This window comes from Virgibacillus doumboii (assembly GCF_902806455.1).
Lineage (GTDB): Bacteria > Bacillota > Bacilli > Bacillales > Amphibacillaceae > Lentibacillus > Lentibacillus doumboii.
Genome location: NZ_CADCWQ010000002.1, coordinates 427,482 through 452,952, shown reverse-complemented (window position 1 = coordinate 452,952; position 25,471 = coordinate 427,482). Strand labels below are relative to the sequence as shown.

Sequence of the window (25,471 nt, the reverse complement as noted above, 5' to 3'; positions counted from 1 at the left end):
TCCTCTCAAAAAAGCACACAATTTGGTATTTTACTAGATTTTATGTGTTTTTCAAGAGGAATGTTAAAATTCCGTGGTATCATTTACTAACTATATATGCGGACATATTTTCCACTATTATCATAAAAAAGCACCAATTTACTGTTTTGACGGACATATATTCCGTTATCCAGCTTAAATTGCAGGAAGTAGCATTGATTTTTGATGCATAGCGGAACAAATGTCCGTGTAAGTCATAAAAACAATGCTTTTGCCACAAATAAAGGATTAAATGTCCGCTTCCACCAGAACTCCTAAAACTCCTTACTTCCCGTGATACAAAAAGCATTCCTTCGTATGGTCATTAACCATACCAGTTGCCTGCATGAAAGCATAGCAAATCGTTGGACCAACAAATTTGAATCCGCGTTTCTTCAGATCTTTGCTCATTTGCTCGGATTCTTTTGTAGAAGCTGGAACTTCGGCATGCGCACCCCAATCATTTAAAATAGGCTTACCACCGACAAATTGCCATATATAATCATCAAAACTCCCAAACTCTTCCTGGACCTTCAAAAATGCCCGGGCATTGGTTACGACTGAATTCACTTTAAGCTTATTCCGGATAATTCCTTCATCCTGCAGAAGTTCAGCCACCTTCTGTTCATCATATTCACCCACTTTTACAGGATCAAAATTATCAAAAGCTTTCCGATAATTATCCCGGCGCTTTAATATCGTAACCCAGCTCAAACCGGCCTGCGCACCTTCCAATGAAAGCATTTCGAACAACATCTGGTCATCGTGCGTCGGTTTCCCCCACTCCTGGTCGTGATAGTCTATATATACTTGTTCATCCGTAACCCATTCACATCTTTTTTTAACCATTTTACTCTTCCTTTGTTTCTACTTCATTTTCTTCGTAGGAAATCCAGTCACTGAAACTCCCCGGATAAAGCTTCACATTTTTAAATCCTGCAGCCTTCAATGCAAGGACATTCGGGCAGGCTGAAACACCTGACCCACATGAGACGATTATTTCATCGTCCTTTGACAGGTCTGAAAAATTCCCCTCGAGATTGACATCCTTTTTCCACTTTCCTTCTTCGTCCAAAACATTTTTCCAAAAGAAATTCTTCGCCCCGGGAATGTGGCCCGCTTTTGCATAAAGAGGTTCCGTTTTACCTAAATATCGGTCTCTTCCGCGGGAATCAATTAATGTTGCTGAATTAGTATTTATTTTTTCTTTGACCTGCTCAATATTGGCTACTTCATTTTCCCGAAGTTTCAGCCGGAATTCTTTTGCCGTTAAGTTTGTAATTTCATCCGTTACTTCATGACCCTGCTGAACCCAATGATCAAATCCTCCGTCCAATAAATGTACGTTTTCGTGTCCTGCATAATAAAGCAGCCACCACAATCGTGATGCGAACATTTCATTGTTTTGGTCATAAATAACAACCGTTGTATCATGGTCAATTCCGATATTACCAATTTTTGCGGAAAATATATCCATGTCCGGCAATGGGTGGTTCCCTCCGTGCTTACCAGGCTTAGCTGATAAATCTTTGTTTAAATCAAGGTAAACTGCACCTGGAATATGGCTTTCCAAATAAACCTTTCTCCCTGCTTCCGGGTCCGTTAATTGGAAACGCACATCAACAACTACTAAATCATCCGGAGTATTCTCCATTTTGTCCTTTAACCATTCGTCATTGATTATAACCGACATAGTAAACCTCCTTATTATTTTCTTCCTTACCATTTATGATAACATTATCATTAATAAAAGGAGATGAATACATAATGAAAGCAGAACTAATCAAACGATTGATCAAATATGCAAAAATTGATACGCAATCAGATGAAAGCAGTGAATCAACACCATCAACTCCAGGACAATGGGATCTTATCAACCTGCTCGTAGATGAGCTGAAAAATATCGGCATGGATGATGTAACCGTGGATGACAATGGCTATGTGATGGCAACACTTCCAAGCAATACAGATAAAGATGTGCCGGCCATCGGATTTCTTGCGCATGTTGACACAGCAACTGATTTCACCGGCAAAAATGTAAATCCGCAAATCATCGAAAATTTTGATGGCAATGACATTACACTTAATAAAGACCTTGGCGTAATTTTGTCTGCGAAGGATTTTCCGGAGTTGCCCGGCTACGAGGGACATACACTTATCACCACAGACGGAACAACTTTACTTGGCGCCGATAACAAGGCTGGAGTAGCGGAAATTATGACTGCAATGGATTACTTGATTAATCATCCTGAAATCAAGCACGGGAAAATTCGTATAGCCTTTACTCCAGATGAAGAAATTGGACGTGGCCCGCATAAATTTGATATAGATCGTTTTAACGCTGAATTTGCTTATACAGTTGACGGGGGACCACTCGGTGAACTGCAATATGAAAGTTTCAATGCCGCAGCAGCCAAAGTCACATTTAACGGAAATAACGTTCATCCCGGTACAGCGAAAAATAAAATGGTCAATGCCGGGAAAACAGCCGCTGAATTTATTCAGAAATTTCCCGATAAGGAATCACCTGAACATACCGAAAAATATGAAGGCTTCTATCACCTGATTTCAGTAAATGGTGATGTGGAGAGAACAGAAGTCTACTATATTATTCGTGATTTTGACAAAAATAATTTTGAAGCCCGTAAAGAAACTGTCCGCAAGATTGCCAATGAAATTAATGAAAGATATGGTAACGGTAGTGCAGAGCTTGAAATGGCTGATCAGTACTACAACATGCGTGAAAAAATTGAGCCTGTAAAACAAATTGTTGATACGGCCTATGAAGCAATGGAAAACCTTGGTATAAACCCACTTGTAAAACCGGTTCGGGGCGGTACTGACGGATCACAGCTTTCCTATATGGGACTGCCAACGCCAAACCTGTTTACCGGTGGCGAAAACTATCATGGCAAATTTGAATATATTTCAGTAGACAATATGGAAAAAGCAACGAACGTTGTAATTGAAATCTGCCGGTTGTTTGAAACAAAATAATCCTTTTCGAGTTTATTTTATACATTATTTAGCATGGACGGACGAAAACATTCAGTGTTAATATGGTTAATGGACGTAAAAAATATAGATTCTATCACTACTATAATCGAAGCTCAGGAACAAAAGGTGTCATTATTATAAAAAAATATTTCGCTAAATTATGCCACTTTTTTATGTTCACAAACGATATTAGATATGAACAACAAGAAATAACGGGGAGAGAAAACAATGTTCAACAAAAAACTGGCAGCTGCTTTAGCACTGTTTGCCCTATTATTTATAATCACCGCATGTGGCGATGACGAATCAAATAACGACCAAACAGCTGAACCAGCACCAAGCAGTGAAAAAGAAGATACAACTAATAAAGAAGCACCAGAAGAAAATACTCCGGAGCTGCCAAAAACTACCTTGCACAAAACAGATCAGGGAGATGCTGTTGAATCGTTGCAGGAGATCCTTAACGAATTAGGGTATTCCTTATCTGTAAATGGCACGTTTGATGTGATTACAACCTGGGCCCTTACAGACTTTCAATTGCAGCAGGATGCCATATTACCTACTGGCGTTTATGATACTGCTACTAAAGAAGCGTTAAAGAAATCTCTTGAAAGCGATGCTGCGGCAAAACCTGCATCAGCTCTGGCAAAACCTGATAATGATAAAAGCGTTGTAAGTAACCCACATGAAATTCTGACACTTGTAAATAAAGAACATGCTTTACCAGCAGATTTTGTACCAAAAAATCTGGTTGTTCCGGATGTCCTATTCCCGTTTGAAGAATTTTTGCCGAAAAAACAAATGCGTCAGGTAGCAGCAACTGCACTTGAGGACATGTTCCAGGCTGCTGATAATGCTGGTCTTAAATTATTTGCACAATCCGGATACAGATCATATGACAGACAGGATGCCATCTTTGCATCTAATGTTGAAGCATACGGTGAGGAAGCTGCTAATAATTTCAGTGCACGTCCAGGGGAAAGTGAACACCAATCCGGTCTGACGATGGATGTAACAAGTCAGGATGTTGGCTTTAAATTAATTGTTGAATTTGGCAAGACAGACGAAGGAAAATGGTTGCAGCAGCACGCCGGTGAATATGGCTTTATTATTCGTTATCCAAAAGGGAAGGAAGAAATAACCCAATATCAATATGAGCCATGGCATCTGCGTTATGTAGGGCAGGAGGCAGCTATGGAAATTACGGAAAAAAGAATTACACTTGAGGAATATTTAGGGGTAAAATAAATTATTTGTAAAAGCGTACATTTTGTAATGTGCGCTTTTTTTATACTTGTACTTCGGGATGACTTTTTTCTTGTGGGGTTGATATATTTGCACTGGAAAGATATATTTCTTTTGCCGATGTTTCTGCTGTTCTGCCGATATTCCGGCTAATCTGCTGATGTTTTTATTCTTCTGCCGATGATCTGACATAAGTGCAGCTATTAAAAAAGTGAAGGCTATAAAATTCCAGGAGCGGTCCTCACTTCACTATCAATCCGTATATCCAGCGCCCGAATACGTTCCAGAGCAACATGGTTTTCAATTGTTTTGTAATGATGGTTGCCACCTGCTTCCTCATCAGCTTCGTCAGCAAGGGCAACAACCTGCTGCAGCGGCTTTAATTTCAATTCACCCTTTGGCAAATACGAATCTGTGTGCAGCAAAATAGCTACAGCGATTTCTTTTGCCGCGTTACGGTCCTCGCCAATCCGGATCAGCAGTTTATGTGCACGATTGGCTCCTTTAATCGCATGAATATCACTTTCTTTATACAAATCATAATCCCATTCCCCATCACGGTACCACTCATAATGGCCAACATCGTGTAAAAGCGCCGCTTTCGTTGCGTGGTCAACGTTTACGCCGTATCTTTTGGCAAACATATAAGCATACTCGGCAACTGCTATCGCGTGGGCAATTCCTGAACGCTTAAGGCTTTTCTGTGTAACTGGGTGTGTAAATACGTCTTCCAGTGTAACAGTCCGCATCATGTCACTCCCCTCAAAAAGATATACTTCCAATGGATAATAACCTTTTTTTATCCATTTGAAACATTATATCCTAAAAAGGCTTCAAAATCATCAATGCAATCACAATTAAAAAGATGACATTTTCGATTCGCTCATAGAAAAATAGTTTTTTTGAAAGAATGAAATATTCACCGGGGATTTCATCACCCTGCTGTTCCTTCAGCAATGCTTTTATCGGCTTGGATCTTGGTGAAAGAACAGTCGGGCCGAAACCCAATGCAATTAAAAATAACACCAGACTGGTAACATACCACCCCTGCTGGAACAGATAGCTGTTTAAAAAGCCCATCCATAATCCTGTTATCAGGAGGAGTGTTCCACCGACCATCACAAAAATATGGAGCCGATTACGGATAATATACGCATGTTTCAATTCTGTCATCGTCTCCGCTTTTGTCACAATATAAATCATGACAAACCCGGGTCCCATCCCCAATATTGCTGAAAAAACATGAATAAACACTAATAACTCATAAAATGTCATTTTAATTGCCCCCTGCCGGTATATCTTCGTGTACTATAATGATACACGATCAGAAATTCCCGGACTGTGACATTCCACACATTTGTACACTGTTTTGTAGCAACTTTGTGTCGGAACTGTCACTCTATATATTGTTTCAAAACCGCATCTACACGTGGGCCATAAGGTTCCCCGAAAATATTCAAATGAACGAGCAAATAATAAAGCTGATACAATGGTTTGATCGTTTCATAGTAATCCGCCAGAGGAAAACGCTCCTGATAAGCCTGATAAAAATCCCGCGAATAGCCACCGAACAACTCGGTAAAAGCTAATTCAAAATGTCGGTCTCCGTATAAAAAGGATGGATCAATCACATACGGATTTCCTGCAGCTCCAACCAGCCAGTTTCCTCCGCACAAATCACCGTGCAAGTACGATGGCTCAACATTGTCAGGCACCCATTTTTCCAAATTAGCCAGCAATTTTTCCAGACGGGTCCGCCTTTTTCCTTTTATACTGCCTTGTGTGGCACCCATCTCGAGCTGTGCGGCAAGTCTCTGATCACGATAATATTCCAGCCAGCTTGAAAATAAACCATTCGGCTGTGGCAAAATACCAATGAATGTATCATCAGTAAAACCATGCCGCTCACCAACCGTTTGATGCATTGCCGCTATGCGTTCACCAAGCTTATATTCTGTATCCGGTGCCTTTTGACCTTCCACCCATTCCATCACAAGAAATGCATTATTTTTTTCATCCGAGTATGCCAGCACTTCAGGCACAGAAATGGTGTTTGTTTCCCTGATTAATTCAAGACCCTTTGCTTCCAATTCAAAAAACCGCTCCGGTGCATTATTATGATATTTCACAAAATATATTCTTTCATCGGTTTCGACAAAAAAACTCTCATTAATCGAACCGCCAAAGGATTGCCTGATCTGTTTAATCGGTGAAGAATCTCCTGCCATATGTAATGCTTGCTCGATGACTTTACTCATTGTTTTGATGCTCCTTTCCGTATCTGCTTTTTCCAGGAAAAGAAAATAATCGATATATTAACAGCCAAAAACAATCCAAGATTATCCATAACCACTTCGATAAACGTCCGGGATGTATCTACATACAGTCCGGCAACTAGTATCACGTTTGCAATTGCCAGAATGATAATTGCCGTCAACATGACACTTACATTTCGAATTAATGAATCATAGAACGGATTAATCAATAGAAAGTAGGCGATGAAAAATATAATAAAGTACAATACAACTACAATAATAGATTGTGTGACTAATGCATTTAAATCTGAGCTATTTCTCATAAGACCTTCAGCAATAAAAACTAACAACGTAACAGCCGACCCCAGTAATGCTGCCAACGTTATGTCCCTTGTGTAATACAGCTTTTTTAACATGATACTCCCCCTCGGCACACTTCTATTACCTATCCTATCACGAAAGTCATTGCCTATCACCCGAGCAATTGCCGGATTCTTTTGATTTCAGCAAGAATCCGTTCCTGTTCTTCATCCGTTTCTGCTTCGGTGCTCATCAACCGGGTCAGCATCAGTTCCAGTTCACGGATATCATTCTCCTTACCTGGGTTGTTTTTATGCTCCAGGAATGACTGATAATCTCCTTCGTAATCAACGACGTCTCGATCACCAAGCTCAATAATTCGATTCGCAGTTTTTTTGATTAAATACCGATCATGCGAAACAATGACCAATGCTCCAGGGTACTCCTGTAAAACACCCTCAATGATTTCCTTCGTATCTATATCGAAAAAATTCGTCGGTTCATCCAAAACTAATAGATTCGCATTGCTGAAGTACAGATGGAGGAAGGCAACCCGGCATTTTTCACCCATGCTTAAGGAAGAAATCTTTTTGAATACAGCCTCTCTTGAAAATAAAAAACATCCGAGAATCGTTCGTGCTTCCGATTGGGTCATATTAGGCAATTCGAGCATACTTTCCAGAATCGTCTTCCCTTCATCAAGATTTTCAAGTTCCTGGGCAAAATAACCGATTCTTGTTTGCGGATTCAACTTAATCTTTCCTTTATCTGGGGTTAGTTTTCCGGAAATCAGCTTTAACAGCGTCGATTTGCCTGTACCGTTCTCGCCAATAACGCCAATCCGATCCCCTCTGTAAATCGAGGTATTTAAGTTGGAAAAAAGCATCTGATCCTTACTGTGAGAGAACGACAGGTCCTCGATTTGCAGAAGTCTTTTTGCTGAGAAGGAGCTTCCATCCAATTGAACATTTAGCTTCTTATCGGCCTGGGGTTTCTGAACTTTGTTATTTTCCAGGCGTTCCAATTCCTTCTCTTTTGCCTTAAACCGTGACACATTTTTCTTCGCTTTCGCTCTTGCAAAATCATCTTGCCCGGCTGCTTTATGTGCCTGCTGAAACCACTGCTGGTAATTGCGAATCGTCTTGAGTAATTCTTCTTTTCGCTGCTCCTGCTTCCGATAAATGGATTCCTGCGTACGTTGTTCAACTTCTTTTTGACTCCTGTATGAAGCATATCCACCTTCATAACGCCTGCAGCCATCACTATTCAACTCATAAATAGCATCAGCTGTACAATCCAGAAAATAACGATCATGCGAGACAAACAATACCGCACCGGAATAGTTAATAAACCAATTCTCCAGCCATTCGGTTGTTTCTTTATCCAAATGGTTTGTAGGTTCATCCATGATGATGCATGCAGGATTCTGCAGGATAAGCCGTGCCAGCTGCGCCCGCGTTTTTTGCCCGCCGCTCAGCTCATGATATGAATTTTCCCATACAGATGAAGACAAGTTCACCTGCTGCAGTGCCGCTTCTGCCTCTGTTTCCAAACTAAATCCGTCAAGTGCCAAAAACGCATTGTAGACTTGTTCATACGTTTCCATATTGAAACCAGTCTGTGTATGCATTTTATCGAGTTGTTTTTTTAAATGATAAACCTTCCCGGCTGCCTGTTGTACAAATTCCAGCGTTGTAAGCTGTGAGTCGACATCCGGATTTTGTTCAAGCACACCCCAGTCATCCGAGGGAACAAGGCACTGCACAGTACCCGAATCGAATTGAATTTTTCCAAGCAGTCCATTCAAAAGGGTTGTTTTTCCTGTTCCATTTCGTCCAAATAATGCAACATGCTCACCCTTACGCAATTCGATATCAACGTTTTGAAAAAGTGTTTTACCGTTCCATTCTTTACTGAGACCTTTTGCTTTAAAAACAAACATAACCATACCCCCATTTTTTCAATAAAAAAATCACAGGTTTCTGCCTGTGAATGGGTACAATGGAAATAAGGATATACCTGTTTTCTAAAACTATCGAAATGGAGGTTATCCGGAAAAAGTGCACACACGTATCCCATTCGTTTCATGCAGGCAGAAACGTTCGTTTGAGTGTATTCAAACATTGGTTGGAAAACGTGGGTTTACTTCATTATCGGATAGGTCCTCCTTCAAATTATGTTTCTTTTATCATACGGAAGTGGTATTGCAATGTCAATTCTCATTGAAACGGGTTATAAAACCTTGCTCCGTCATGGAAGGTAATTATTAGCGTAATAATCAGAATTAAGATACTTGTGATAACGGTGATCCAATCTGCTTTGTGAAAAGGTTTTGTACTGTACCATGTGCGTTTCTTATGCTTGCCGAAGCCACGAAGTTCCATTGCGTTACTAATCACTTCGATTCTTTCAAGACTTGATAAAATAAGCGGCATAATAATGGCTGTTGCATTTTTTATTCGCTTGAACAACTTTTCATTCCTTGATAAATCAATACCGCGCGCCTGTTGCGCATGTGAAATCGACCGGAATTCACGCTGAATATCTGGTATATAACGCAATGCCAGTGATACGGAATAAGAAATTTTATAGCTGATTCCGATTTTGTTAAGCGACGCAGCAAATTCACTTGGATGTGTTGTAACAATGAATAATAAAGCTGCAGGAATTACAACAAAATATTTCAGTGTTACATTGATCTGATAAAAAACTTGCTCCAATGTAAGATTATATCTGCCAATGATCTCAAATAATACATGACTTGTACCATAAATTTTCACACCTTGCTGTGGTGAGAAAATGTAAATGGCAATATTGTTTAGTAACAGGAAAAATAAAATGAATAAAAGGACAAAAGCGACATCTTTAAGCTGAATTTTTGATAGTTTAAAGATGATAAGACTGGCGACTAGTAAAAATACTAACACCCTCGTATCATAGGTTAGCATCGCAGCTGAAGACCACATCAGGAAAACGACCAATTTTGTCAGACCTGAGAGACGATGGATAGGTGATTCACGCTCAATATAAGAAAGCATCTCTACTGCCATGTTGCTTTCACACCCCTGTCATACGCTATAAATCTATTAATAAATGCATATGGATCATCAAGCTCAGCACGTACTGCCAGATCAAAAAGTGATGTCTTTTTCAAGTTTGCCTCAGCAATAACTTCCTCGTTTGTCAAAACATCAACGGCTGTAGTGTCCGCAATGATCCTGCCATCAGCAATCGTAATTGCTCTTGGTGTATATTCCAGCATTAGATGCATATCATGCGTAATCATGATAACCGTAATCCCCTGTACTTTATTTAACGAAACGAGAAATTCCATAATATCCGTGTAATGGCGTAGATCCTGTCCTGCTGTCGGTTCATCAAGAATAAGGACTTCCGGATTCAGGACCAGGATGGAAGCAATGGTAACCCGCTTTTTCTGACCAAAACTGAGTGCGGAAATTGGCCAATTACGAAAAGGATAAAGCCCGCAAATTTTCAGTGTATCTTCCACGCGTGTTCTCACTTCATTTTCAACTACACCACGCAATTGCAAGCCAAGTGCTACTTCATCATAAATCAAATGTTTGGAAATCATCTGATTCGGATTCTGCATCACCATACCAATCCTTTCGGCACGCTGTCGAATCGTATCATTTGTTATATCTTTTTCATGATACAGGATCTTTCCGCTTTCTATCTTTTCGAAGCCGCAAATGAGCTTGGATAATGTCGACTTTCCAGCGCCATTTTTTCCAACAATACTGACCATTTCTCCTTGGTGTACAGTAAAAGAAATATCCTGAAGTACCGGTTGATTCAGTTGATAATTAAAATTCACATGCTGAAGTTCCAGAATAGGGTTATTAATTTGGTTCTTATCAGGCTTCGCTGCATTTTCAACCCATGCATCAAAAGATGGTTTACATGCCTTAATATCAAAGGTATCAAGATAGGCGGGCTGCATGTCTCTGGTAATTTCACATCCCGCATACTTAGCTGCTTTCACATACAGAGGTTCACGTATATATGTTTCTTCCAAAACCCCTGAAGCCAAGACCTCATCCGGTGTACCATTTGAAATAACACGACCTTCATCAATAACTACTACTCGATCCACCTTGGCATGAAGAACATCCTCCAGTCTGTGTTCGATAATAATCACTGTCTTTTCTGATTCCTTTTGGATATGATCGATGAGCTCAATTGCATGCTCTCCAGTGGCCGGATCAAGATTTGCCAGTGGTTCATCAAACAATAAAATATCCACCTCATCAACCATGACACCACCGAGGGACACGCGCTGCTTTTGTCCACCTGAGAGTTCATGAGGAGCGTGGTCAAGGTGTGATTTAATATCGACAAGCTTGGCTACACTGTTTACACGCTGAATTATTTCAGCCTGTTGTACTCGATCATTCTCCAAAGAAAAGGCAATGTCTTCCCCCACTGAAAGTCCAATAAACTGGCCATCAGGGTCCTGTAAGACGGTACCAACCATTTTGGCTAAGGTGAAGATATCGAAATCCCGTGCTTCTCTGCCTTTTATTTTTAAGCTTCCTGACACTTTCCCTTTATAGGAAAAAGGCACAAGGCCATTAATCGCATGGCCGATTGTGCTTTTCCCTGATCCAGAAGGACCTACAATCAATACTTTTTCTCCCTCATAAATAGTGAGATCAATGTTATGGAGTGTCGGTTCCTGCTGACTGCGATATTTAAATGTGTAATCGTCAAAATGAATGATTGGCCTTTTCATGACAAAAACTCCTGATTGGATATTGTATTTCTCGTGTCTTCTTTCCTGTTTTTGCTGTTATTCCTTCGCTAAAGAGTCACTTTTCCCCTGGGTTTTTGCGTAGGTTGCAATTAAAATTGTACCAATAATTCCGACCGTTACAATGTTTGAAATTCCGGCGAAAATTCCCTGGGTAAATACTTTGTTAGCCGGCTCTGCATAAATCACGATATCAAGTATCGGAGCGATCAGGAACCAGCCGACAGCCTGAATAACTGCCTGCACGATGTTAAATAAGACAATTTGTTTTGTGCCAAATACACCTTCGTCGACTTTAATTTTTCTGGTGAACAACCCGATTCCGAAACCTACAAAAGCTGACACAACAACCCAGCTCCACCACGGGGTGCCATAAAAGATCGCATCTTTCAATGCATGACCGATAAAACCAATTAATCCGCCTGCAATAGGACCAAAGATCACAGACATAAGTGCTAAAAAAGCATATGCTGTTTCAACAGATGTATTCGGTATCCCCGATGGTATGGAAGCAAAACGGCCTAAAATAACAAATACCGCTGACCCAATTCCAATAGCTACGATTGTTTTGATTGATAAACCTTGACTTCTCATAATTCTAATTCCTCCCTGATTTTTATTTTAATTTATTTATATTTAATTATATATAATTTTAGGTGCACGACGAATGGTTATTTTCCAATTCATCCCTGTTTCTATCTGATATGCTTTGGCAAATGATCCCTGGTTAATGGCAACACCCAATTTATCAAGTGAATTCACATAGATGAGCGGCTCACCCAGGTGACTGTCTGCAAACGAACGACCAAATGTCATGATATTTTTATAAACCTGACGCGTGTTATTGGCAATCGTGACTTCAAACGAATCACCGTAGTTGAAATTGGCCTGCTTGAATAAATCATGTTCAATATTCGTCCAAAGATTACCGAAACGAACATCATGAATATCAATATTTCCATGAATTGTGCCACTTTCATCAATGTATGACTGGTTATGCTTAATTTCAATAGTATCGTCAACATTCAACTCCCGGCCTACTTCCTCAAAGCTAATCTTACCTGAAGCTAATCTTGCTCCTGTGTACGCATAAACGTCACGGCCGTGGAATGTATAGGAATCGCCTGATTTAGGCAAACGATTTACTTTCTCATCAATCTCCCGAATTGCCGTAATTCCAATATTTTGTTTAATATGTGTCAATGTGCCGTTATCAGGAGTAACAATGTATTGGTTCTCCTTTGTTTTAGCAACTACACTTAAACGATCGGTTCCTACACCAGGGTCAACAACAGAAACAAATACGGTTTCTTCCGGCCAGTAGGAAATGGTCTGATAGAGCCGGTAAGAACCTTCCCAAATATTAAATTGGGGAATGTCATGTGTTAAATCAAAGATTCTTAAACCCGGAGCAACCGATAAAGCTACGCCATACATCGCACTTACGGCACCATCACTTAATCCAAAGTCTGTTTGAAGCACTAAATTTTTACTCATGTTCGATTCCTCCATTTAATTTTTTGTTAATACAGATTTCATGAATATCACGCGCGCAGTAATATCCAATTCTCTTTTTGAAAATCAAAAAACCACGTCCATGCCGAATTTAAAATTCGGTAAGGACGTGGTTATATATACGTGGTACCACCTTACTTTACTGTATGTTTGCACACACAGCCTCAATAAGTACGCAAGCCTTGTTGTGGCTTTGAATACTTTGGCATTGATAACGAGTGCCAAAACTCGTCGGAACCTACTACTATCTCGATCGATAGTTTCAGCACGAAACTCGGAGGCCATTTTTCAGATACGTATTTTTTGCTTCTTTTCAGCTACCGAAGCTCTCTGTAGAAAAAATAACCATATCTTACTTTCCCTCTTCAACGTTTTTAAAAAAGTAAGTATTTCATTTTGATTTTCAAAGTTTTTTAAATTATATACCAATAATTTTTAAAATGCAAGTTATTTTTTTTTCCACAATTCCATTGGATTTTCCTGACCTTCTTTTAAAGGCATATGAATCATTTGCATTTCCCTGTCTTCTTTTGGCTTCTGCAATTCTTCATAAACTACTTTTGACTTTCCGAGACCTGCTTCAACAGCATCTTCCACAGATGCACAGTAATAAATTTTGTCAATCCCGGCAAAATACATTGCTGTCATGCACATTGGACAGGGCTCACCGCTCGCATACATTGTATATCCCTCGAGGACATGTGTATGCATTTTCTTTTGTGCCTTGCGCATCGCCATTATTTCAGCATGTGCAGAAATGTCAAAACGCTTATGTAATTCGTTCACACCTTCAGAAACCAGGTTATTATTTTTTACCAGAACTGCACCAAACGGTTCCCCGCCATTACGAACATTTTCAGCAGCCAGTTCCACTGCACGCTCCATAAACTGATCCATTTGGAAACCTCCTTTAGAGCTTCTTTTCCCGAGTATAACATTAAAGCAGCTATCCATTGTAAAGATAACTGCTTTCCCGCTATAACTCTGAGACTAACATTTCATAACGAGAATTGATACGTCACTTAAAGCTTTTAGCGCATGACGTTCATATGGTTCCATGTACAAAACTGTTTCGGCATTAACCGTATGCTTCTCCCCGGAAACGGTAAATTCCACATCACCACTGTTCACAAAAATGAATACATGCTTCGGGGAATCATGTTCTTTTACGATTTCTCCTTCCTGTAATTTCACATTTACCACTTCACGATTGTCTTCGCCGAATAACCTGGTAAAAAATACAGGCTTCGTTATTTCATGGTCCACAGATATTAGCTTCAATCCTGCCAATCCTCCCTCCGGATAGTATTGAGAAAAATAAGCACATAGCTGAAGTATATCCTATTAATTTGTTTAATAATGTGACGAGCATCACATTATTTTGATTTTTGATGTTCCATTCGTTATAATGTAAATGAAAATAATTATCAATTAAACGAATATACATAAAAGGATTTGAAGGGAGACTGTTACGTGGAACAGACAAAACAATCAACAGCACTTGCAAACCTTATCCGTGAACGCCGGGCTGTTAAAAAAGGCTACAATGACAAGCCCGTAACGGAAGAGACAGTGAAAGAATTATTGGAAGATGCCGTTTGGGCACCGACTCATGGAAACCGGCAGCCTTGGCGCTTTGTTTTCGTTGGGCCAAAGCGAAAAGAAGCATTTGCAGAAAAAGTTGCTGCAACCTATCCGGAAGAACGGCAGGAAAATCGCCGGGAATATTTGAATGAGCCAAATGCTTTCCTTGTTGTTGTAATGGAAGTCCCCGATAATCAAAAGCAATGGGATGAAAACTTCGGGGCAACAGCATGCATGATCCAAAACTTTTGGCTGCTTGCCTGGGAGCAGCAGCTCGGTGTTGTCTGGAAAACCAATCCGCACATCTATGATCCAAAAGTAAAAGAAATTCTTAATGTGGGCGAGAATGAAAAAATTGCAGGATTTCTCCATCTGGGTTATTTTGACGAATTGCCGATTAAAAAAGGCAGAAAACCGGTTAACGAGAAATTTTCGACATTTGAAGGGTAATGATGAAAGGCGCCATTTTCTGGATGGCGCTTTTTTGTCGGGGATGTTTTCTTCTCTCCAGTTGATATTTTTGCTCTCGGGCTGATGTTAGAAGAGGCACTGTCTCAAGGGTTCGACAGTGCCCCTCCCTCTACAATATAAACAACCGCCAAAGGCACAATTGTAACCTTCGGCGGCTCGCATACAATTTATTCGTCTTCCCAGACAGCGCTTTTCAGCATACTGTCCTGTTGATGACGCTCAATCGCCAGTTCAATCAAACGATTGATTAATTCCGGATAGGATATTCCGCTTATTTCCCATAGCTTCGGATACATACTAATCCGGGTAAATCCTGGTAAGGTATTGACCTCGTTAACATAGATATCACTATCATCAGTTAAAAAGAAATCTACACGGGCTAAGCCTTCACATTCAAGGGTCTGAAATACTTCAATGGCCGCATCCTGAACTTTTTTAACCATTTCATCGGAGAGATCTGCCGGAATCTCCAGCTTTGCTCCGGTTTCGTCGATATATTTTGACTCATACGAGTAAAATTCTGTCTGTGGTAAAATTTCACCCGGCAGTGAGGCCTTTGGATCATCATTTCCCAAAACGGAGCATTCAATTTCACGGCCGACAAGTGTTTCTTCAACGATGATTTTATGGTCATATTGAAATGCTGTATCGATAGCCTTATCAAAGTCCTCTTTGGATGACACTTTACTGACTCCTACAGATGACCCCTGATTAGCTGGCTTGATGAACATTGGAACTCCAATGTTCTCCTTCAACTTATCAAAGTCAATTGAACTCTTCTTCGCACGGGAAAAGACCTCGCCTTTGGCAACATTCACACCCGCTGCTTTCAGTAAACGTTTAGCAATATCTTTATCCATACAGATCGAAGAACCAAGGACGTTTGTGCCGACATAAGGAAGATTTGCAATACGCATCATTCCCTGCAGGCTGCCGTCCTCGCCAAGTGTTCCGTGCACAATCGGGAATACAACATCAAGCTGGTCCAATCCGCCTGCATTCTCCGCGTGGATTAATTGGTTATCCGTCTCCCCGGGTACAATTGCCACCGAATCATTTGATTTATTTAACTGAATTAATTTCGGGTTTTCCGCATTTATTAAATAGGAAGATTGGTCATTGATGTGCCATTTCCCCTGTTTGTCAATTCCAATCAGAACTACTTCATATTCATCTTTATCAATTGCATCAACAATATTTTTGGCTGATTGCAACGATACTTCGTGTTCAGCAGATTTCCCGCCAAAAATAATTCCAACTTTTTTCTTCATCATCAGAACTCCCTTATTATGATAAAAATCATATATATCTAAAATAGCACAAAAAGGGTTGTTTGAAACAGAAGAAATTAATTAAAAATGTATCCAAGTCTGCTGAGAAGGTCTATAAGGTGTTCCGTTATTTTTTTACAATCGGAACCCAGATTTCACAGTGATGGTCTTCAGCGGTTACATTGCCATCAGAAGGATAAACTTCCATCTCCGGTGCATTTCTATGTTCATATCCTGTGGAAGGAAACCATTCAGCAAATATACGCTCCCACACCTTCTCGATTGCTTCCGGAATTGGACCGATAACCGGAAATACTGCCCATGTTGAGGCAGGAATCTCTTTGGTCTCCCAGCTTTCCGGCACATGCTGGTCACTTTTCTCCGAGCAAATGAAATAGGTCAGTTCTTCATGCTCAATATCAAGCTCCATACAAATACCCAGCACGCCCATTTCCCCGCAGTCTTTTTCAAGCGCTGCTGCAAAACCGTTCCGATGGGATTCATCCCAAAAAGCTGGAATGTCACGATGATTCTGCCCTTCAATCGTTTTCGTACGAATACCCTTTCCGACAACTTGAAAAGCCTCTTTCTCCACAATTCGGTAATCCATTTCCTCATCACCCTTTAATTGAATTTGAAAGGAGAGTCGCGGAAAGGCCTTCAGCGGTTCACCTGACTGATGTATAGCCGAGGGATTCACTCCATGTATTTTACGGAATGCTTTTGAAAATGCCTCCGGGGTTTCATATCCGTATTTCAACGCGATATCAATTACTTTACGATCAGAATGCATCAAATCCTGTGCAGCAAGTGTAATTCGACGCTTTCGAATATACTCTGCAACAGTAACCCCTGTCAGCATATGAAACATTCGCTGGTAATGAAATTTGGACATGCAGGCAATCCCGGCTATATGTTCCATATAAAGTTCCCCATCCAAATTCCGTTCAATATAATCAATACTGTCTGTCATTCGCTGTAGACCTTCCATACGACAACTTCCCTTCTAACTCAACTCTAGCAGCACAGGAGTCTATTATCCTGTTAATTTGTGCTTTCTTAAGACAGTTTCCGTTAGTATACAATATCCTGCACTGTGTAACCAACATCTATAAAAACGATAGACAACAATACAGTCAAAATTTCCTCCATACCATAGTATATAGTACTCTATGTAAGGCAGGTGAAATATATTATGGGAGATGATTTCTCTAAACAGCAGGTAGTCCCTGATAAGGTAGTCAAACTGTTGATTGATGATATTTTCAAAAAGAATAATGTTAAACCGGAAGAAGTTAAACAAAATATAACAAATGAACAAAGGCAAATGCTGAAAGAAATGGTCGAGGACTTAAGAAAACAGGTCGATCAATTTAACAAAGGTGAAAAAGACATTAATAAAACAAGTGAATAAGAGTCTATTAAGAAAACACCAAATGATAGGTGTTTTCTTTAATTTTGAAAAAAAGTGGGATTCTGGTTAATGTGTACAGTCTTTTAGTAGGAAAATCCATAGATTATTAGTAACCAAAGAAAGGAGTGTTAACTATGAAATATGACAGAAAATCTAATACTTCTCATTCCCACGACCGGAAAAATAGATATTTTTACTATAAAGGTCGGCATAAAACAGATCAACATTATTGTCGTGATTGTAATTGTAAAGTTAAAAAAAACAAAACCAGATGCAATGCGTGCGCTGACAACTATGAAACCAATAATCTTGTAGAAGTTTTATACAGTGATCCCGAAGCAGCCGTTTCACAGGATGGTGGTCAATATTCATTTATGGATCAGGAATCCGCCGAAATGATTTGGGTAAAAGAGTCTTGCAATATCACGATCGATTCAATGGACACACAAACCGGAGTGTCACTGCAGGCAAGTTTACAGTTGGCGATAATGCTGGTCCTCAATATTGTAGTAGGTGATTCAGAACGAGGTGAGGCTGTTTCACAAGAGCTTATGCAACACTTTAACGCAGACCAAATAAATAGACAGAAAATCTTCATCTATAACACTAAAGACGCTACGGTAACGACTACAGATACTGATTTGGCAGTCAATATTCAAGCTATGCTGCAATTACTGTTAGCATTGGCCGTAATGATTGATGTCTTATAAATTTTCAGGAGAAAGGAGTTAAGGAGTGATGAATGATATGTCCCAAACGAAATGGCGTGCACTTGATCAATGTGATGATAATACAACTGATGAAAACAATGCAGTTATAGCACAAGATGCTGACCAATCTGTTTCCAACCAGCAAGTATCAGATGAATGGATAATCATTAAGGATTCCGAAGATATAAATGTGACTACTACTGACAGGCAAGTAGCATTCTCCCTGCAGCTCGGTATTCAGGCAGCAATCGGAGCAGTTATTAATATTACTGTTGGTGAAAACCAATCTAATGGTATCCTTCAAGATCTAAAACAAGTTATCAGAACAAGGCAGGGAAATCATCAAAAAACAATTGTCGAGCAATCAAGAGAGATACAGATTACAACAAGAGACACGGATATTGCTGTTAATATCCAGTTGTTATTCCAAATTCTTGCTACCATCGTTGCCACCCTGGACATTTAGTAATGTAGAACTCCCGGGGAAGAGGAATCAACCATTTATCTGTATAGTACCAACCAGGTAATCTATCTCCTCTCTCCAGGGTATTGCAGTATCTAAAACTACTTTTGGTCTCGTGTAAGAAAGAGACCACTAAAAATAAACTTTACGAAAGGAATGAAATGAAAATGGCTAATCTGACAAATCGCCAGAGAAATCTGTTGCGTATGGCCAATCAATTTTCTCAAAATTTAATTGATAACAATACAGATTCGAATGATGACAACGGCCTAGAAAGTAATGTTTCCGTAGATTTACCAGGGGTAGATTTGAATGCAGGCGTTAGTTTCGACTTTAATGGAGATCCAGATAATGGACCTGATAATGGGCCGGATGAACCAACAACCCTTCGAGAGCTGCTGTTTGAATTACGAAACGAGCAAGTGCAGGTCAATACCCCTGCTGGCCCTGTAAGCGGAACGTTAATTGCTGTAAGGGAAAACTATATCGTATTAGTTGAAGATGACGGATCACAAGTATTTGTTCCTGTCGACAGTATTGAAGTAATCAGCGACTAACAAAGGAGGAATTTAAATGTTTGAAGAAACATTTGCAGCCGAACTGGCTACACGCACAGGCTCAATGGTCGAAGTGTTTACCGAAAATAATTTCATCGAAGGTATCCTCTCTACTGTTACTGCAAATTTGGTTCTCGTAATTGACGTGAATAATGGCTATGAAAATGATAATATGTATATTTCAGTAGATGCCATCAGCTATATCCGTTTTCCTGCCATGGCAGTATAACGCTATGATGGTAAAATGCCTTTCAATATCCCGGCTAAAGACAGGGGTGTTTTTTAACAAACGAGTCCTCACCGGAATTGGGTGGGGACTCGTTTGTTCTCTTTTCCCAGTCACTAACCGCACATATGCTTTTGACTTTACTCCAATATTTTCAAGAAGTCCTTCCAGTTTGAATGATTGTCTTTTGTAATACTATCCTTATGTTTCCGAACATTATATACGGTGAAATCACTGTACTGGAAGCGGGAATTCTTGATTAATCGGTTTAATACACTGATATCCTCATAAAGTCTGCCATCTTTCCATGTAATCACCGGAAATCCTCCCGCCTTTTTAAGTAAAGAAGTCCGGTAGATTCTTGGCCCCAGCGGAAAACGATATGACAGCAGATTCGCTCTGCTCTTGACCGCGACCCCTTTAGAAATACTTTTAAAAAGAACATCGCCATCTATTTGTTTCCATTTTCGTAAATTACCATATAGAACCGAAATATCATCAGGAAGCTTTAAAAGCTGTTTTTTTATTTCAGAAACAGCATCAGGGTCAAGCCAGTCATCAGCATCAAGTTCCAATATAAAGTCAGAGGTGACATGAGGTAATAAATCGTTTAAGGCCCTTGCCTTCCCCCCATTTTCTTTCGTAAATACCTTTACTTGTTTTCCGTCATGCCAGCGCCTAATCTGTTCATAGGAATCGTCCGTTGATCCATCATCCATAATAAGTATTTCCTCCAATTGTTCGTTCTGTAAAAGACAGGAAACAACAGCATTCTCCACATACGCGGCCATATTATAAGTTGGAATAATAACGGAAAGGTTTGCGGATCCAGTGTTAACCTTCTCCAGATTATATTTCTGCATAAACTTTTGCTTCTCTAATATGGTAGTAGAATAATTATTTCTCGTTTGCTTCGTAAGGTCTTTTTCTATCAACTGCAGAGAAGTATCAACAGTTGAAAGCCAGGAGGGGAGCAGGGCTTCTTTGAAAGGCAGCTGATTATACGTTAAAAAAGAATGACTTTTGAGAAGCGATGTACGAACAAGTAACGGAAAATGAACTTCAGTTTTCTGATTGGAATGGAAAGTTCCTAAAACCTGATGGTGATGAGGTATTTGAATAGTTGCGGCACTTGAAAGATAATCTGTACGTTGCAGGAATAATACATACGGACTATTTATCGTATTTACGGTTTGACGCAGTGCTTTTCCAGTACCATTATAAGTAATGTACTGTGTCCGGTTAGACCAATCGTACGCATTCACGCTGCTAAAAGAACGATTACCCTCCTGAAAAATAATAACCTTATCCAGTCTGGAACTGAATCTGTTTAAAGAGGCTAAAGCCTTATTCAATACTGCCTGGTCTGAATATTGGACAAGAATAGCGGTAATATCTTTCAACACAAATCCTCCATTCCCAAAAATAAAACACTTCGCTGTGCAGTTAAACTGACATAATATGGTCCATTACTCATGTATATGAATCATAAATGTAAAAGTGAGGAAAACTATAAGTCATTTTCAGTCATCCGTCTATCAACAGCAGACTAAATAATAGAATGTGCAAATTTCTTGGTAGAAGCGCCGATTCAGATTCGTTTCCAATACATAACATACAGTAATCGATACAAGGTCTTGTTGAGATTTTACCCATGAATATACTCCCTGACGGCCGGCTGATCACCGGCTTTCCAATTCTGCTTAAATGGGTGAACAGATACTAATGCATTCGAATCTTCTTGTGTACATTGCTCAATTTATAAGGAAATAGACTCTTAAACAAACCCCCCAACTTTTTCTTACATATATTAACTAGTGATATATATTTCATATGATAGGAGAGGTTATTTTGGGCAAATATAAGCACAAAAAAATACCCGAACAGAAACATTGTTCCTCCAAGGGTTGTGTATGTGACGTTGTGAAAAAAATTGTAAAAGCACAGGATGAAGTTGCCGATAATAATAATTGCCGGAGCGGTTGTAATGACGCTATTCAACAATTGAGGAGAGGCAATAATAATAGTAACAATGTAAATACAACTATCCCAATCATCCTATATTGCGAAGGATCCTGTGACCCGTTTATAGGAACCGGTGTATTTCAGGCACCAATGTCTGATGAAGATGGAACTTTCTTTGGTAATGCTGAAACACCGATTTTCAGGGCAAAAAGTTTTGTAGACGACAGTGACTGTTGTGTTCGGTTGGAATTACTTTTGCCGGTCACGGACTGTGAGATTTTAATGACCAAAATAGAGGATAGCCATAGTGCACTTTCACATTACTTCCCGGCCGATGACCCTGTTACTGGTTTTCAGTCAACCGGAATATGTTTAACTGTGGATTTAAATAAATTTGTTGGAATTACATGCCTGGATCCTGTTACACCGATATCGGTTAATGATTTTCCTTTTGCATAAACCATATGCAGCCATGAGCGTATTACTTGATGAAAGTCGAATAAGAGAGCCCCTAAGATTAAGGTTATAACCCTTAGGGGCTCATATTTCTTATCCAACTCAAAATAATCAGTAATAAATTCAGTTTACTTTCATTTCATAAAAGTTAAAGAACACATCACCTTTAACAGGTTCTTTTGTGGTAACTTTTCCTTTGTATAAAGTTTCACCCGTTTTTACGTCAAACACAATTAATTCCGGGAATTCTGTTTCCAGCGTTTGGAGCATATACAACTTGCCATCTGATGCACTAATTAACGGATGATTCATACTTTGCGACGGTACTTCGATCTCGTTCTCTATCTTTTTGGACTTCAAGTTGTAAACAATAATACTCGTTTTTTCCTGGCCGGCAACCGCATATAGATTTTCGCCATCAAAACTGTATTGTCTACTATTCTGAAGTTGTTCCGGAATTTCAATTATTTCTTTTTTATTCTCTGCAAAATTATAAGCTATATACTGCTGGCTGCTTTGTTCTACTTTTCCCTCTGGCCCTAAGTTATCCATTCCTGTGGAGAACACCATATAATTGTGAAGGCCCATCCGATCCATCTCACCCATTGTGTTAATATAGCTGAACACGTTGGTACCCTTACTCTTGGCAATCGTAATTTCATTTTCTCCATTTATTTCTTGCTCATCCACATTAAAACTGTACATATGAATTTCCTGACTGATAAATTCACCCTCAGATGGCTTTAGGGTATTTTGCGTCAAAACCTTAAGGTCACCATTAACCATTTGAACATCGACTACATGTGCACGTGAATATAATGCTCTGTTCGGAACAGGCAATGAAAATGTAGTCGTTTCACCACTTTCTTTGTTTAGGACAGCAATTTCAAACTCCATTTCACTTGGTGTTTGATTAAACGATTGATTGACAATGTCAACATAGGCAAGCACATTTTCCGAATCCAGATAAGATGATACGACACCACCTTTTCCGCGCATAAAGCCCCGGTATTCATCCTGCAGCTGGTTCATCTCAGGACTATGCATCCCACGCAATCGCTCAAAGAAAGACCGTTCACCACGAAAGTTTGACTCTTCGCTGGTAAGTGTCAGCGGCTGACTAGTATTACCACCCGCAAAATAAGACCCATTTAATGTAATGTTCTCAATCAGCTCTTCATTCCCGCTTTCTTTTTTAATAATTACTTCCGGATAATTGCTTGCCGATATAGCCGACTGTATATAAAACGTTCCAATCGTTAAAACAGCAACCGTTACGATTGCGATTAATTTCCAATAGCGTTTCATGTAGATACTCCTTTCACACCGTTATTTTTTTCTTCAACAGGAATCCACCCAGCCAGATTGCTGCGGCTGTTACGATCAATCCCATGATAATTTCCACGATAAGAATTTCTATCGGATAAAGGTATTCTTTTTGAAAAATCACCATGGGTATTAAAGGCAATACAAAAATAACAATTGACAGAAAACCGTATCCGGCACCGAGCAAAATTCCTTTCCATTTATAGCTGCGCTCGAACAATACTGCGGTAAACAGAACTGTCAAAACCATAAATCCTGCTCCATAATACAAGACAAATTCAATAAATGATTTCGGATAAAGTATCGTTAAATAATAAAAATTACTAACAATCTGATCAACCGGCATATCCATTCTGAAATCACTTGGAACAACCCATGTTAAAACCTTGCTTTCAAGTGGCAGCAGCAACAACTGAATCGCAACAAGCCCCAGTACCATTAAAAAGATGGATATTGCTTTAGCAAGATACACATTCAGTCTGGACGTCGGCAACATCAGTAAACGATAGATAAACGTGTTTTTACCAACCCAGTCACGATACCAGATAAAGAATATATAAATAACTAAGGTAACAACACATAAAGCAATTGGCCCCATAAACCACATGCTTTTGACAAAATGCATCATTGACATTGGCCCGGTCTGGTCAAGAAATTGTGCTTTCGAGACCATATCCTCATAGATAGCCTGGTTTGCCTTACCCATGTATTGATTCGCTTTTACGATCACACCAGCCACTTGAGCAACTAGTGTTACCCCAATCAGCACCAGGTAAATTTTCATAAACCGGCTTAATTCAAAGTTCACTAATTTTATAAAACGGTTCATTTCTGATACACCTCTCTCATCACGTCAACAACAGATTTCCCTTCATTTTCCCGTACTTCTTCACTGTTGAATTCTTTCAACACAACACCTTCATCAAGGAGCACAACATTGTCAATCAGATGCTCGATGTCGCCTATTTCGTGTGTTGTAATGATAACGCCGCGGTCTTCCACCAGATGGCTGGTAAATACTTCGGCAATCTGTTCCCGGCTGAAAATATCAATCCCGGAGAAAGGCTCATCCATTAATAGAAAATCCACGTCCAGTGCCAATCCCAGAAGCAGGTTAACTTTTGCGGTATTCCCTTTTGACAAACTGGAAATTTTCTCGCTTTCCTGGAGTTTAAAAAACTTTAGTAACTCCGTTGCGCGCTCCTGATTCCAGCTGTCATAAAAATCATCCATAAACTGCATCGCCTCAGCTATCGTCATGCTCGGCATCATTGTGATTGCATCCGGAATGAATGTGACTTTTTCAAAGCTTTCTTTGTTAACTTTTTCACCATTAATCAGAATTTGACCGCCATTAAGCGGGGTGAGCGCCATTATCGCATTCAAAATCGTCGTCTTACCAACCCCATTTATACCGATAATACAAGTGATTTCACCTTTATTTGCGGTAAAAGAAACCCCTTTCAGCACTTGTTTTCGGCCGAATTTTTTCCTAATATCTTTTACTTCAATCATCTGATCGCCTCCCATTACGTTCATTTGTATATTTCTCTTTGACCAGATCCAGCACTTCGTCAACGGGAACATTTATCGAACGAATGGAATGGATAAAGGCGTCTACCGCTTCCAAAATAAGTTCCTCCCGTACTGAACCAAGTATTTTTTCATCTTTAGTAATTTTACTCGGCAAATTCCGCTCGGTATAAATCAAGCCCTCTTCCTCCATTTCTTTGTACGCCCGCTGCGCCGTGTTCGGATTTATTTTTAATTTGTTGGCTAATTCCCGCCGTGACGGAATCTCCTGCCCCGGTTCAAAAATCCCAGTGGCAATCTGTTCTTTGAAATGGCGGATAACCTGTACATAAACCGGGTCCCGTTTATTGAAATTCACATTCATCACCACAGCTCCTAATCTTGTATGTGT

General features: G+C 39.7%; 29 protein-coding genes and 1 other annotated feature. Of the genes, 9 read left to right on the top strand and 20 right to left on the bottom strand.

Annotated features, from left to right (window positions below; genetic code table 11):
* Positions 1 to 303: 303 nt before the first annotated feature.
* Positions 304 to 867 (bottom strand): DNA-3-methyladenine glycosylase I, encoded by a 564-nt coding sequence (locus G6R02_RS18675; RefSeq protein ID WP_164670877.1) that lies wholly within the window; start codon positions 865 to 867, stop codon positions 304 to 306.
* 1 nt (position 868) lies between these two features.
* A complete protein-coding gene (locus tag G6R02_RS18670; RefSeq protein ID WP_164670876.1) occupies positions 869 to 1,711 on the bottom strand; it encodes a sulfurtransferase in 843 nt (280 codons plus the stop codon).
* Positions 1,712 to 1,785: 74 nt separating this feature from the next.
* Between G6R02_RS18670 and pepT the strand changes: the two genes are divergently transcribed.
* Positions 1,786 to 3,015 carry a peptidase T gene (pepT, locus tag G6R02_RS18665; RefSeq protein ID WP_164670875.1) on the top strand — a complete coding sequence of 410 codons (1,230 nt, stop codon included), beginning with the start codon at positions 1,786 to 1,788 and terminating at the stop codon, positions 3,013 to 3,015.
* Positions 3,016 to 3,243: 228 nt separating this feature from the next.
* The gene (locus tag G6R02_RS18660) at positions 3,244 to 4,263 is read left to right on the top strand and encodes a D-alanyl-D-alanine carboxypeptidase family protein (RefSeq protein WP_164670874.1); all 1,020 of its coding nucleotides are present in this window, start codon (positions 3,244 to 3,246) and stop codon (positions 4,261 to 4,263) included.
* 215 nt (positions 4,264 to 4,478) lie between these two features.
* Here the strand turns inward: G6R02_RS18660 and G6R02_RS18655 are convergent, their stop codons facing one another.
* The 11 genes from G6R02_RS18655 to G6R02_RS18605 all read right to left on the bottom strand — a co-directional run bounded on the left by G6R02_RS18655 (position 4,479) and on the right by G6R02_RS18605 (position 14,385).
* Positions 4,479 to 5,009, bottom strand: coding sequence for an HD domain-containing protein (locus G6R02_RS18655; protein ID WP_164670873.1), 531 nt, complete (start codon positions 5,007 to 5,009; stop codon positions 4,479 to 4,481).
* A 73-nt stretch (positions 5,010 to 5,082) separates the two neighbouring features.
* Positions 5,083 to 5,535 (bottom strand): DUF2269 family protein, encoded by a 453-nt coding sequence (locus G6R02_RS18650; RefSeq protein WP_164670872.1) that lies wholly within the window; start codon positions 5,533 to 5,535, stop codon positions 5,083 to 5,085.
* A 119-nt stretch (positions 5,536 to 5,654) separates the two neighbouring features.
* On the bottom strand, positions 5,655 to 6,518 hold the full coding sequence (locus G6R02_RS18645; RefSeq protein ID WP_164670871.1) for a fructosamine kinase family protein: 864 nt from the start codon (positions 6,516 to 6,518) through the stop codon (positions 5,655 to 5,657).
* Positions 6,515 to 6,931 carry a hypothetical protein gene (locus G6R02_RS18640; protein ID WP_164670870.1) on the bottom strand — a complete coding sequence of 139 codons (417 nt, stop codon included), beginning with the start codon at positions 6,929 to 6,931 and terminating at the stop codon, positions 6,515 to 6,517. The genes G6R02_RS18645 and G6R02_RS18640 overlap by 4 nt, the downstream gene beginning before the upstream one ends.
* Positions 6,932 to 6,987: 56 nt before the next feature.
* Complete coding sequence (gene abc-f, locus G6R02_RS18635) at positions 6,988 to 8,757, bottom strand: ribosomal protection-like ABC-F family protein (protein ID WP_164670869.1); 1,770 nt, start codon at positions 8,755 to 8,757, stop codon at positions 6,988 to 6,990.
* Between the two features lie 277 nt (positions 8,758 to 9,034).
* On the bottom strand, positions 9,035 to 9,865 hold the full coding sequence (locus G6R02_RS18630; RefSeq protein ID WP_164670868.1) for an energy-coupling factor transporter transmembrane component T family protein: 831 nt from the start codon (positions 9,863 to 9,865) through the stop codon (positions 9,035 to 9,037).
* The gene (locus tag G6R02_RS18625) at positions 9,856 to 11,571 is read right to left on the bottom strand and encodes an ABC transporter ATP-binding protein (RefSeq protein WP_164670867.1); all 1,716 of its coding nucleotides are present in this window, start codon (positions 11,569 to 11,571) and stop codon (positions 9,856 to 9,858) included. Before G6R02_RS18625 ends, G6R02_RS18630 begins: the two co-directional genes overlap by 10 nt.
* 57 nt (positions 11,572 to 11,628) lie before the next feature.
* Positions 11,629 to 12,183, bottom strand: a complete 555-nt coding sequence (locus G6R02_RS18620) for an ECF-type riboflavin transporter substrate-binding protein (protein WP_164670866.1) — start codon at positions 12,181 to 12,183, stop codon at positions 11,629 to 11,631.
* A 42-nt stretch (positions 12,184 to 12,225) separates the two neighbouring features.
* Positions 12,226 to 13,086: an SAM hydrolase/SAM-dependent halogenase family protein gene (locus tag G6R02_RS18615; protein ID WP_164670865.1), complete on the bottom strand. Its 861-nt coding sequence runs from the start codon at positions 13,084 to 13,086 to the stop codon at positions 12,226 to 12,228.
* 118 nt (positions 13,087 to 13,204) lie between these two features.
* Positions 13,205 to 13,482 (bottom strand) — a binding site (T-box leader).
* 69 nt (positions 13,483 to 13,551) lie between these two features.
* Positions 13,552 to 14,001 (bottom strand): nucleoside deaminase, encoded by a 450-nt coding sequence (locus G6R02_RS18610; RefSeq protein WP_164670864.1) that lies wholly within the window; start codon positions 13,999 to 14,001, stop codon positions 13,552 to 13,554.
* A gap of 93 nt (positions 14,002 to 14,094) precedes the next feature.
* On the bottom strand, positions 14,095 to 14,385 hold the full coding sequence (locus G6R02_RS18605) for a cupin domain-containing protein (RefSeq protein ID WP_164670863.1): 291 nt from the start codon (positions 14,383 to 14,385) through the stop codon (positions 14,095 to 14,097).
* Between the two features lie 192 nt (positions 14,386 to 14,577).
* Here G6R02_RS18605 and G6R02_RS18600 point away from each other — a divergent pair, with 192 nt between their 5' ends.
* Positions 14,578 to 15,138: a nitroreductase family protein gene (locus tag G6R02_RS18600; RefSeq protein ID WP_164670862.1), complete on the top strand. Its 561-nt coding sequence runs from the start codon at positions 14,578 to 14,580 to the stop codon at positions 15,136 to 15,138.
* Positions 15,139 to 15,326: 188 nt separating this feature from the next.
* Here G6R02_RS18600 and ddlA read toward each other — a convergent pair whose 3' ends face one another.
* Both ddlA and G6R02_RS18590 read right to left on the bottom strand, forming a co-directional pair.
* Complete coding sequence (gene ddlA, locus G6R02_RS18595; protein WP_164670861.1) at positions 15,327 to 16,433, bottom strand: D-alanine--D-alanine ligase; 1,107 nt, start codon at positions 16,431 to 16,433, stop codon at positions 15,327 to 15,329.
* A gap of 124 nt (positions 16,434 to 16,557) precedes the next feature.
* A complete protein-coding gene (locus tag G6R02_RS18590; RefSeq protein WP_164670860.1) occupies positions 16,558 to 17,421 on the bottom strand; it encodes an AraC family transcriptional regulator in 864 nt (287 codons plus the stop codon).
* A 204-nt stretch (positions 17,422 to 17,625) separates the two neighbouring features.
* Here G6R02_RS18590 and G6R02_RS18585 point away from each other — a divergent pair, with 204 nt between their 5' ends.
* The 5 genes from G6R02_RS18585 (at position 17,626) to G6R02_RS18565 (ending at position 19,803) form a co-directional block, all read left to right on the top strand.
* A complete protein-coding gene (locus tag G6R02_RS18585) occupies positions 17,626 to 17,844 on the top strand; it encodes a spore coat protein (RefSeq protein ID WP_164670859.1) in 219 nt (72 codons plus the stop codon).
* Between the two features lie 134 nt (positions 17,845 to 17,978).
* Positions 17,979 to 18,554: a spore coat protein gene (locus G6R02_RS18580; protein WP_164670858.1), complete on the top strand. Its 576-nt coding sequence runs from the start codon at positions 17,979 to 17,981 to the stop codon at positions 18,552 to 18,554.
* 37 nt (positions 18,555 to 18,591) lie between these two features.
* A complete protein-coding gene (locus G6R02_RS18575) occupies positions 18,592 to 19,020 on the top strand; it encodes a spore coat protein (RefSeq protein ID WP_205520254.1) in 429 nt (142 codons plus the stop codon).
* 164 nt (positions 19,021 to 19,184) lie between these two features.
* On the top strand, positions 19,185 to 19,574 hold the full coding sequence (locus tag G6R02_RS18570) for a DUF2642 domain-containing protein (RefSeq protein WP_164670856.1): 390 nt from the start codon (positions 19,185 to 19,187) through the stop codon (positions 19,572 to 19,574).
* Positions 19,575 to 19,590: 16 nt separating this feature from the next.
* On the top strand, positions 19,591 to 19,803 hold the full coding sequence (locus tag G6R02_RS18565) for a hypothetical protein (RefSeq protein ID WP_164670855.1): 213 nt from the start codon (positions 19,591 to 19,593) through the stop codon (positions 19,801 to 19,803).
* A 137-nt stretch (positions 19,804 to 19,940) separates the two neighbouring features.
* Here G6R02_RS18565 and G6R02_RS18560 read toward each other — a convergent pair whose 3' ends face one another.
* The gene (locus G6R02_RS18560; RefSeq protein WP_246202664.1) at positions 19,941 to 21,206 is read right to left on the bottom strand and encodes a glycosyltransferase family 2 protein; all 1,266 of its coding nucleotides are present in this window, start codon (positions 21,204 to 21,206) and stop codon (positions 19,941 to 19,943) included.
* 445 nt (positions 21,207 to 21,651) lie between these two features.
* Between G6R02_RS18560 and G6R02_RS18555 the strand changes: the two genes are divergently transcribed.
* Positions 21,652 to 22,224: a CotY/CotZ family spore coat protein gene (locus G6R02_RS18555; protein ID WP_164670853.1), complete on the top strand. Its 573-nt coding sequence runs from the start codon at positions 21,652 to 21,654 to the stop codon at positions 22,222 to 22,224.
* 120 nt (positions 22,225 to 22,344) lie between these two features.
* Here G6R02_RS18555 and G6R02_RS18550 read toward each other — a convergent pair whose 3' ends face one another.
* Genes G6R02_RS18550 through G6R02_RS18535 form a run of 4 tightly spaced genes read right to left on the bottom strand, consistent with a single transcriptional unit; the run spans position 22,345 to position 25,444 of the window.
* Positions 22,345 to 23,529 carry a hypothetical protein gene (locus G6R02_RS18550; RefSeq protein ID WP_164670852.1) on the bottom strand — a complete coding sequence of 395 codons (1,185 nt, stop codon included), beginning with the start codon at positions 23,527 to 23,529 and terminating at the stop codon, positions 22,345 to 22,347.
* Positions 23,530 to 23,542: 13 nt separating this feature from the next.
* Complete coding sequence (locus tag G6R02_RS18545; protein WP_164670851.1) at positions 23,543 to 24,376, bottom strand: hypothetical protein; 834 nt, start codon at positions 24,374 to 24,376, stop codon at positions 23,543 to 23,545.
* Positions 24,373 to 25,062 (bottom strand): ABC transporter ATP-binding protein, encoded by a 690-nt coding sequence (locus tag G6R02_RS18540; protein ID WP_164670850.1) that lies wholly within the window; start codon positions 25,060 to 25,062, stop codon positions 24,373 to 24,375. The genes G6R02_RS18545 and G6R02_RS18540 overlap by 4 nt, the downstream gene beginning before the upstream one ends.
* Positions 25,055 to 25,444 carry a GntR family transcriptional regulator gene (locus G6R02_RS18535; RefSeq protein ID WP_164670849.1) on the bottom strand — a complete coding sequence of 130 codons (390 nt, stop codon included), beginning with the start codon at positions 25,442 to 25,444 and terminating at the stop codon, positions 25,055 to 25,057. The genes G6R02_RS18540 and G6R02_RS18535 overlap by 8 nt, the downstream gene beginning before the upstream one ends.
* Positions 25,445 to 25,471 lie beyond the last annotated feature (27 nt).

Excerpts from the sequence above, each read along its gene's own strand:
- G6R02_RS18675 (WP_164670877.1), bottom strand. The coding sequence starts at position 867 with ATGGTTAAAAAAAGATGTGAATGGGTTACGGATGAACAAGTATATATA.
- G6R02_RS18670 (WP_164670876.1), bottom strand. The coding sequence starts at position 1,711 with ATGTCGGTTATAATCAATGACGAATGGTTAAAGGACAAAATGGAGAAT.
- pepT (WP_164670875.1), top strand. The coding sequence starts at position 1,786 with ATGAAAGCAGAACTAATCAAACGATTGATCAAATATGCAAAAATTGAT.
- G6R02_RS18660 (WP_164670874.1), top strand. The coding sequence starts at position 3,244 with ATGTTCAACAAAAAACTGGCAGCTGCTTTAGCACTGTTTGCCCTATTA.
- G6R02_RS18655 (WP_164670873.1), bottom strand. The coding sequence starts at position 5,009 with ATGCGGACTGTTACACTGGAAGACGTATTTACACACCCAGTTACACAG.
- G6R02_RS18650 (WP_164670872.1), bottom strand. The coding sequence starts at position 5,535 with ATGACATTTTATGAGTTATTAGTGTTTATTCATGTTTTTTCAGCAATA.
- G6R02_RS18645 (WP_164670871.1), bottom strand. The coding sequence starts at position 6,518 with ATGAGTAAAGTCATCGAGCAAGCATTACATATGGCAGGAGATTCTTCA.
- G6R02_RS18640 (WP_164670870.1), bottom strand. The coding sequence starts at position 6,931 with ATGTTAAAAAAGCTGTATTACACAAGGGACATAACGTTGGCAGCATTA.
- abc-f (WP_164670869.1), bottom strand. The coding sequence starts at position 8,757 with ATGTTTGTTTTTAAAGCAAAAGGTCTCAGTAAAGAATGGAACGGTAAA.
- G6R02_RS18630 (WP_164670868.1), bottom strand. The coding sequence starts at position 9,865 with ATGGCAGTAGAGATGCTTTCTTATATTGAGCGTGAATCACCTATCCAT.
- G6R02_RS18625 (WP_164670867.1), bottom strand. The coding sequence starts at position 11,571 with ATGAAAAGGCCAATCATTCATTTTGACGATTACACATTTAAATATCGC.
- G6R02_RS18620 (WP_164670866.1), bottom strand. The coding sequence starts at position 12,183 with ATGAGAAGTCAAGGTTTATCAATCAAAACAATCGTAGCTATTGGAATT.
- G6R02_RS18615 (WP_164670865.1), bottom strand. The coding sequence starts at position 13,086 with ATGAGTAAAAATTTAGTGCTTCAAACAGACTTTGGATTAAGTGATGGT.
- G6R02_RS18610 (WP_164670864.1), bottom strand. The coding sequence starts at position 14,001 with ATGGATCAGTTTATGGAGCGTGCAGTGGAACTGGCTGCTGAAAATGTT.
- ddlA (WP_164670861.1), bottom strand. The coding sequence starts at position 16,433 with ATGATGAAGAAAAAAGTTGGAATTATTTTTGGCGGGAAATCTGCTGAA.
- G6R02_RS18590 (WP_164670860.1), bottom strand. The coding sequence starts at position 17,421 with ATGGAAGGTCTACAGCGAATGACAGACAGTATTGATTATATTGAACGG.
- G6R02_RS18585 (WP_164670859.1), top strand. The coding sequence starts at position 17,626 with ATGGGAGATGATTTCTCTAAACAGCAGGTAGTCCCTGATAAGGTAGTC.
- G6R02_RS18580 (WP_164670858.1), top strand. The coding sequence starts at position 17,979 with ATGAAATATGACAGAAAATCTAATACTTCTCATTCCCACGACCGGAAA.
- G6R02_RS18575 (WP_205520254.1), top strand. The coding sequence starts at position 18,592 with ATGTCCCAAACGAAATGGCGTGCACTTGATCAATGTGATGATAATACA.
- G6R02_RS18570 (WP_164670856.1), top strand. The coding sequence starts at position 19,185 with ATGGCTAATCTGACAAATCGCCAGAGAAATCTGTTGCGTATGGCCAAT.
- G6R02_RS18565 (WP_164670855.1), top strand. The coding sequence starts at position 19,591 with ATGTTTGAAGAAACATTTGCAGCCGAACTGGCTACACGCACAGGCTCA.
- G6R02_RS18550 (WP_164670852.1), bottom strand. The coding sequence starts at position 23,529 with ATGAAACGCTATTGGAAATTAATCGCAATCGTAACGGTTGCTGTTTTA.
- G6R02_RS18545 (WP_164670851.1), bottom strand. The coding sequence starts at position 24,376 with ATGAACCGTTTTATAAAATTAGTGAACTTTGAATTAAGCCGGTTTATG.
- G6R02_RS18540 (WP_164670850.1), bottom strand. The coding sequence starts at position 25,062 with ATGATTGAAGTAAAAGATATTAGGAAAAAATTCGGCCGAAAACAAGTG.
- G6R02_RS18535 (WP_164670849.1), bottom strand. The coding sequence starts at position 25,444 with ATGAATGTGAATTTCAATAAACGGGACCCGGTTTATGTACAGGTTATC.